General features: G+C 45.0%; 7 protein-coding genes and 1 riboswitch. Of the genes, 2 read left to right on the top strand and 5 right to left on the bottom strand.

The annotated features are described in order from the left end of the window. Positions 1 to 173: 173 nt before the first annotated feature. Positions 174 to 440, bottom strand: a complete 267-nt coding sequence (locus ACH33_RS00820) for a hypothetical protein (protein WP_057897299.1) — start codon at positions 438 to 440, stop codon at positions 174 to 176. Between the two features lie 295 nt (positions 441 to 735). Continuing rightward, a riboswitch (glycine riboswitch) is annotated at positions 736 to 860 on the top strand. Positions 861 to 1,004: 144 nt separating this feature from the next. Here ACH33_RS00820 and ACH33_RS00815 point away from each other — a divergent pair. Continuing rightward, the gene (locus ACH33_RS00815; protein ID WP_057897297.1) at positions 1,005 to 2,375 is read left to right on the top strand and encodes an alanine/glycine:cation symporter family protein; all 1,371 of its coding nucleotides are present in this window, start codon (positions 1,005 to 1,007) and stop codon (positions 2,373 to 2,375) included. Between the two features lie 189 nt (positions 2,376 to 2,564). Continuing rightward, positions 2,565 to 3,422 (top strand): polyamine aminopropyltransferase, encoded by an 858-nt coding sequence (gene speE, locus ACH33_RS00810; RefSeq protein WP_057897296.1) that lies wholly within the window; start codon positions 2,565 to 2,567, stop codon positions 3,420 to 3,422. A 214-nt stretch (positions 3,423 to 3,636) separates the two neighbouring features. Here the strand turns inward: speE and ACH33_RS00805 are convergent, their stop codons facing one another. The 4 genes from ACH33_RS00805 to ACH33_RS00790 all read right to left on the bottom strand — a co-directional run bounded on the left by ACH33_RS00805 (position 3,637) and on the right by ACH33_RS00790 (position 6,654). Next, complete coding sequence (locus tag ACH33_RS00805; RefSeq protein WP_057897295.1) at positions 3,637 to 4,284, bottom strand: amino acid ABC transporter permease; 648 nt, start codon at positions 4,282 to 4,284, stop codon at positions 3,637 to 3,639. Between the two features lie 30 nt (positions 4,285 to 4,314). After that, positions 4,315 to 4,971 carry an amino acid ABC transporter permease gene (locus ACH33_RS00800; protein ID WP_057897294.1) on the bottom strand — a complete coding sequence of 219 codons (657 nt, stop codon included), beginning with the start codon at positions 4,969 to 4,971 and terminating at the stop codon, positions 4,315 to 4,317. A 71-nt stretch (positions 4,972 to 5,042) separates the two neighbouring features. Beyond that, positions 5,043 to 5,897 (bottom strand): ABC transporter substrate-binding protein, encoded by an 855-nt coding sequence (locus ACH33_RS00795; RefSeq protein ID WP_057897293.1) that lies wholly within the window; start codon positions 5,895 to 5,897, stop codon positions 5,043 to 5,045. A gap of 28 nt (positions 5,898 to 5,925) precedes the next feature. Then, positions 5,926 to 6,654 (bottom strand): amino acid ABC transporter ATP-binding protein, encoded by a 729-nt coding sequence (locus ACH33_RS00790; RefSeq protein ID WP_057897292.1) that lies wholly within the window; start codon positions 6,652 to 6,654, stop codon positions 5,926 to 5,928. Between the last annotated feature and the right edge of the window lie 34 nt (positions 6,655 to 6,688).

Genomic DNA, 6,688 nt, shown 5'->3' with positions numbered 1-6,688 from the left:
ACTTCCTTCAGATTCGACCTCGAAGTCGACATCCTTGTCTTAAGTTAATGGCTACTACTGCCTTCGCCATTCAGGACTTGAACCCTATAGATGACCCCCATGCCGAGCGCACCAAAAAATGGCCGCTTTTAAAAGGCCATTTTTTCCCTCAAAACTATATATACTGTACCTTCCTAATTCTGTGGCTGCTGCATCTGCGCTACACGTCTGCGTACTTCCTCCAATTGCTCCACCATCTCAGCGACAGCGCGCTGATTTTCGCTTGTATTCGCTTGTGCGATTGCACGTTCTGCCTGTTCAATAGCATTTTGAGCGCCTTCAAGCGCTTGCTGGGTAGGGTGGGATTGCATCTGAGCCGCAGCATTCTTTGCCTGCTCTACCGCGTTTTGCGCCTGAGAAATCGGGTTTTGCGTCTGTATGCTGGATTGTTGATTATCCATGTGATTGCCTCCTGCTCACATTTTTTCTGTATTTAATATAAGCACCTATCATTTTCTTTATCCGTCATTCTCCCATTAAAACCTTTTACCAAAAATATTTTCAATCAATTTAAATTTCATTTAACCTCTTGATTTCTCATTTTTATTTCCTATAATTTAACTTATTAATCAAATATATATTTCGGATGAACCATGCAGGAGAAGATGAACCGTGATTCACTGGTTTGTCTACCGACGGGGCAAGAAGCAAAAGCTTCGAAACTCTCAGGTCTTGGGATCAAGTAGAACTGTATGGGGACGAAACTCTGGAGAGACCCCCTCCGCTTCCACACTAATGAAACGGAGGAAAAAGGGCACCGAAGGAGCAAGTCTGCGCCACCGCGCAGATAATCTCTCAGGTAAAAGGACAGGGATTACAAAAAAGAAAAAAAGGCCAATCTTTACTTTATTTTATGGAAAGGCGTTCTTTCACCATTTATTCTCTACCTTGCCATATCTCCAGAGACCATTTTATCCACAGGATGAAATGGTTTTTTTATTTCTAAAAAGGAAAGGGAAAGGCAAATGGATGCTCTAGCAAAACTACTTGACAAAATCAACGGATACGTATGGGGAATGCCTACGCTCATTCTCTTGGCCGGAACAGGCCTTCTGCTCACTGTGCGTCTGCGTGGCCTCCAATTCACGAAACTTGGATATGCACTAAGCCTAGCTTTTGGCAGAAAACAGGACAAAACATCAGAAGGGGATATTAACCATTTCCAAGCGCTTATGACGGCTCTTGCCGCTACAATCGGAATAGGAAACATCGCGGGTGTAGCCACGGCAATTACCACCGGAGGGCCTGGTGCAATTTTTTGGATGTGGCTTACAGCCCTGTTCGGTATGGCGACCAAATACTCAGAAGCCATTCTAGCCGTCAAATACCGAGTAAAAGGAAAAAACGGGGAATACTCAGGCGGTCCCATGTACTATCTGGAACATGGACTAGGAAAAAAATGGCTGGCTGTGCTATTTTCTCTTTTCGGAATTTGCGCTTCCTTCGGCATCGGCAATATGGTGCAGGCTAATTCCGTCGCGGAAGCGGTAAAAATAAACTTCTCGGTTCCCCCAGTCATTACCGGTATTGCACTTGCCGTTCTCACTGCCTTTGTCATTCTCGGCGGCGTGCAGAAAATCGGGCAGGTAACAGGCGTGCTGGTTCCTTTTATGGCTATCTTTTATATTACAGCAGGAGTTGTGATCATACTTGTTCATATTGAGCACGTCCCTGACGCGATCGCTGCCATTTTGTCCGGCGCTTTTAACGGTACAGCGGCTGCTGGAGGTTTCCTCGGTGCGACAGTAGCCCAAGCGATTCAAATGGGGGTTGCACGCGGCGTTTTCTCGAATGAAGCTGGTCTTGGCAGCGCTCCAATCGCCGCGGCCGCGGCAAAAACCGATTCGCCCGCAAAACAGGCGCTTGTTTCAATGACAGGAACGTTTATTGATACGATTATCGTCTGTTCAATTACCGGACTAGCGCTTGTTACAACCGGCGTCTGGGAAATGGGCAAAACAGGCGTAGAAGCGACAACGCTTGCGTTCCGTAGCGTGTTCGGCAGTACCGGAAGCGTCATTTTAGCAGTTTCGATTATTCTATTCGCTTACTCCACGATTCTTGGTTGGGCGTATTACGGCACCAAATGTATCGAATACCTTCTGGGCCGCAAAGCCGTATGTTATTACCAAGCTATTTTCATTATCGTTATCGCCTTTGGTTCGGCGCTTAAGCTTCATATTGTCTGGACGTTTTCCGATATTGCTAACGGCTTAATGGCTATTCCAAATCTTATCGGTCTGATTGGATTAAGCGCAGTAGTTGTAGCTGAGACCCGACGATTTCTTGCTTCCGAAGCAAAACCGAGAAAAGAAAACACGAACCAAGCTCTATGATGATAGGAAAAGTAAAAACCTTTGAATTGTCTGCGCTTTTCCGTTATGATACCCTAAAAGAGGGACATTGCTGTTTTCTCCCGGGGACTTAAACCTTGAGGAAAGGAACTCTGTGTCTCTTTTTGTTTATATTAATGACATCATGTGAAATACATTACTTTTTTGCGAAGATCATACAAGGAGGTAGAAATGAAGCAAACACCGAACTACATTGAGAAGAAAGATGATGTATTATGGCTTACGGAAGATGAGCGCGAAAATTTGAAAATAAGCTACCGCATTAAAGAAATCGTCGCCTCGGAATCTTCTCCTTTCCAACATGTGATGATCCTTGACTCATATGATTTCGGTAGAATGCTGGTGCTTGACGGCGTTGTACAGACGACTTCAATTGACGGGTTTATATACAATGAAATGATTACCCATGTGCCGTTGCATTTCCACCCGAACCCTAAACGCGTTCTTATTATCGGGGGCGGCGATTGTGGCGCAGCGCGCGAAGTGACAAAGTACAAAAATGTGGAACAAATCGACATGGTTGAGTTGGACGAACTGGTAGTCAAATTCTGCAAAGAACACTTGCAGGAAGTTTCCGGGAATCTCTCTGACCCGCGCGTTCGTTTTATTTACAATGATGGCGTCGCCTTTGTCAAAGACATTGAAAATCACTACGATGTTATTATTGTGGATTCGTCTGATCCGATCGGGCCGGCGAAACAATTGTTTGAGTTGGATTTCTATAGAAATATCCACCGCGCTCTCAAAGAGGATGGCATTATGGTTTGCCAAAGTCAGTCGCCGATTTTCCACTTTGATGTTCTACAGCAATCATATAAGCATATCAGCGATCTCTTCCCGTTAACCAAACTGTACACTGCCGTTGTCCCGACATATCCGGGAGGGATGTGGACGTTTACAATGGGATCAAAAGTATATGACAAACCGGTAGAACATGCTTTCCAGCAAGATACGAAATACTTTAATAAAAATATTCTCGACGCTTGTTTCCAGCTTCCACAGTTTCTAATCCAAAAATTACAGGCCTAGCGCTGGGCCTGTAATTTTTTGTTCCAGAATCATTTGACAATACACAGACTTAAATAAGCCTCCTATTATTTCTCGCCCGCTGACGTCTATTTGCCGAAGTTGGGCTGTACGCCTGGGCAGGCATTGCAACGGATACATACACATAAGAAAACGAGGCGGCACAGATGCTACGGCACCCCTTCGGGCAAGTGCATCCATCCCCTCGTTTTTTGCCTTAACGAGAATGTTCCAACCGCCGCGCAATAAGCGACAGGCTGAAGTTAACGACGAAATACAATAAAGCGATTAACAGCAGAATCGGGATAACATATGAATAATTAGTATTGTAAATAACCTGTCCATTGTGCATCAATTCCGGAAGAGCAATGATAATTGCCAGCGAAGTATCCTTCAACAGCGAAATAAACTGACTAACGATCGGTGGAATCATACGACGCAATGCCTGTGGTAAGATAATGTAGCGAAGGGCTTGCCCGTACGTTAAACCAGACGCACGCGCAGCCTCAATTTGTCCTTTATCCACCGACATCAGACCGCTTCGGACAACCTCGGAAATCATCGCCGATTCGAAAATTGTTAGCCCTACTACTGCCGCGCTGAATACCCCCAGTTTAATTCCGACATCACGCAAGGCAAAATATACAAAGAAAATAATTAAAAGCAATGGCAGATTCCTAATCATTTCCACCCATACAAATAACAGTTGCGATAACACCGGGATTTTTGTATATCGAATAATCGCCACAATAATTGCAATCACAAATGAAAGCAAAATTGCCAGCGCTGCTACTTCAAGCGTTACCAGAAATCCTTCCAGCAAATAACGCAAATTCGGCCAACTGTACGCACCAGCAAAATCCATAAACTTCACTCCTTTTCCTCTCCACTACATTCAGGCATGCTTCAGGCGACGCTCCAACCAATTCACCAGAATAGAAAGTGGTACCGTAATGGTTAGATAGAAAAAGCCGACAAGAATATACGTATCGAAAACATTAAGCGTATTGGAAGCGACAATATCCGCATGATACATCAAGTCCATTCCCGCAATAACACCTAGGATAGATGAGTTTTTAACAAGGTTAATAAACTGGTTACCAAGCGGAGGGATAACAATTCTAAAAGCCTGTGGCAAAATAACGTAACGCATCGCCTGAATATAGGTCAGACCGGAAGCACGAGCAGCTTCCATTTGGCCTTTCGAAATTGAATGAATTCCGGCTCGGATAGCTTCCGAAATAAAAGCGGCCGTGTAAACTGTAAGGCCAAGTGTGCCTGCGGTGAATGCGCCAATTTGAATGCCGAGCGAAGGCAAACCAAAGAAAAAGAAGAATACTTGAATTAATAAAGGAGTATTACGAATGAATTCAACATAACACCGCCCGATAATAACCAGAATGCGAAAAGGCGAGATGCAAAAAATGGCGAGCATAGTGCCCAACGCTAAGCTCGCGATCAATGAGATGAAACTAACTTTCAACGTTGTGATCAGACCGCTAATATACTCAGTTCGGTATTCAGACAAGATTTCAAATATTGTTTGCAGCATACGTTCTGTTCCTTTCCTCCGGAAAGATGAAAAGGGCCTGCGGCCACCGCGCCGTCAGGCCCCTTCTTCCCCTATTTTTTCTGCGGCTTTTCGCCAAACCATTTTTCGTAAATCTTGTCATACTCACCGGAAGACTTCAGTTCCGCGAGCATTTCATTGATCGTTTTCAGCATCTCGTTGTCGCTTTTGCGAACTGCAATACCGTATGGTTCATCCGTAAATAGGCCTCCCACCAGTTTGAAATTCGGATCTTCTTTCTGCATACCAAGCAGAATGGAGTTATCCGTTGTAAGAGCGTCGCCTTTTTTCGATTTCAGCGCCGTAAACGCTTCTGCATAATTCTCATACTCAGCTACTTTCGCCTGCGGAGCTTTTTGGCGAATATTTTTCGCAGAAGTGGAACCTTTCACCGCGATAACCGTCTTGCCATTCAAATCCTGTATGCCTGTAATCGGAGAATTTTTCGGAACGAGCAAGGACTGGCCTGCTTCAAAATACACATCGGAGAAGTCAACCGTTTTCTTACGTTCTTCCGTAATGGTCATAGTCGCGATAATCGCATCAATATCACCATTTTTCAGCATTGGAATACGCGTCTTAGACGTTACTTCTTTCAGTTCAATCTTCGTCTCATCACCCATGATTTTTTTTGCTAGCGCTTTCGCTATGTCAATATCAAATCCTTTTACTTGACCATCAACCGGATCTTTCTTGCCGAACAGGTTCGTGTCATACTTTACACCTACGATCAGCTTGCCACGTTCTTTCGCCGCGGCTACTGCGCTTTTTTCTGCGCTCCCGTCGCTTGCCGCCGAACCCGCATCCGCTGGTTTGCCCGCTTCCTGCTTACCGCCGCAAGCCGCAAGCATAACAGACATGACCAGCATAAAAATAAGGCTTAAAATCGATATTTTTTGCTTCACCATGTAAAACCCCCTTTATAAATTGCATAAATTAATGGTTCAACAGGCGACTCAAGAAGATGCGCGCTCGTTCTTCCTTCGGATTTGCGAAGAACTCTTTCGGCTCGCCAACTTCTACAATTTGCCCGTGATCCATAAACACCACACGATCGGCTACTTCCTTGGCGAATCCCATTTCGTGGGTCACGACTACCATAGTCATGCCCTCTCTTGCCAAGCTTTTCATCACTTCCAGCACTTCGCCGATCATTTCCGGGTCAAGCGCGGATGTCGGTTCATCAAACAGCATAATCTTCGGCTGCATTGCAAGTCCCCGCGCGATTGCCACCCGCTGCTGCTGACCGCCAGAAAGGGCTGAAGGGTAAGCATCCGCTTTGTGTAAAAGCCCAACCTTCTCCAAGTAATAACGGGCCGTCTTTTCTGCTTCTTCACGCGAAATTTTGCGCACCTTCATCGGAGCAAGCGTAATATTCTCCAACACAGTCATGTGCGGATACAAATTAAAGTGCTGAAATACCATGCCAATTTCCTGCCGCAACGCATTTAGATTTGTTTTTTTGTCATGAACATTTACGTTATCAACAATGAGCTCCCCACTTGAGATTTTCTCCAAATGATTGATGCAGCGAAGCAACGTCGACTTTCCTGATCCGGAAGGACCAATAATCACAACCACTTCCCCTTCGGAAATCTTCAAGTTAATATCCCGCAGCACATGAAAATTGCCATAGTACTTATCTACATGGCGAAACTCGATCACTATGTACCTCCGTAAACTCCTAGTTTATGTTGGA

It is taken from the genome of Aneurinibacillus sp. XH2 (genome assembly GCF_001439585.2).
Classification (GTDB): domain Bacteria; phylum Bacillota; class Bacilli; order Aneurinibacillales; family Aneurinibacillaceae; genus Aneurinibacillus; species Aneurinibacillus thermoaerophilus.
This window is presented reverse-complemented; position numbering and strand designations above follow the sequence as displayed.

Excerpts from the sequence above, each read along its gene's own strand:
- ACH33_RS00800 (WP_057897294.1), bottom strand. The coding sequence starts at position 4,971 with ATGCTGCAAACAATATTTGAAATCTTGTCTGAATACCGAACTGAGTAT.
- ACH33_RS00820 (WP_057897299.1), bottom strand. The coding sequence starts at position 440 with ATGGATAATCAACAATCCAGCATACAGACGCAAAACCCGATTTCTCAG.
- speE (WP_057897296.1), top strand. The coding sequence starts at position 2,565 with ATGAAGCAAACACCGAACTACATTGAGAAGAAAGATGATGTATTATGG.
- ACH33_RS00805 (WP_057897295.1), bottom strand. The coding sequence starts at position 4,284 with ATGGATTTTGCTGGTGCGTACAGTTGGCCGAATTTGCGTTATTTGCTG.
- ACH33_RS00815 (WP_057897297.1), top strand. The coding sequence starts at position 1,005 with ATGGATGCTCTAGCAAAACTACTTGACAAAATCAACGGATACGTATGG.
- ACH33_RS00795 (WP_057897293.1), bottom strand. The coding sequence starts at position 5,897 with ATGGTGAAGCAAAAAATATCGATTTTAAGCCTTATTTTTATGCTGGTC.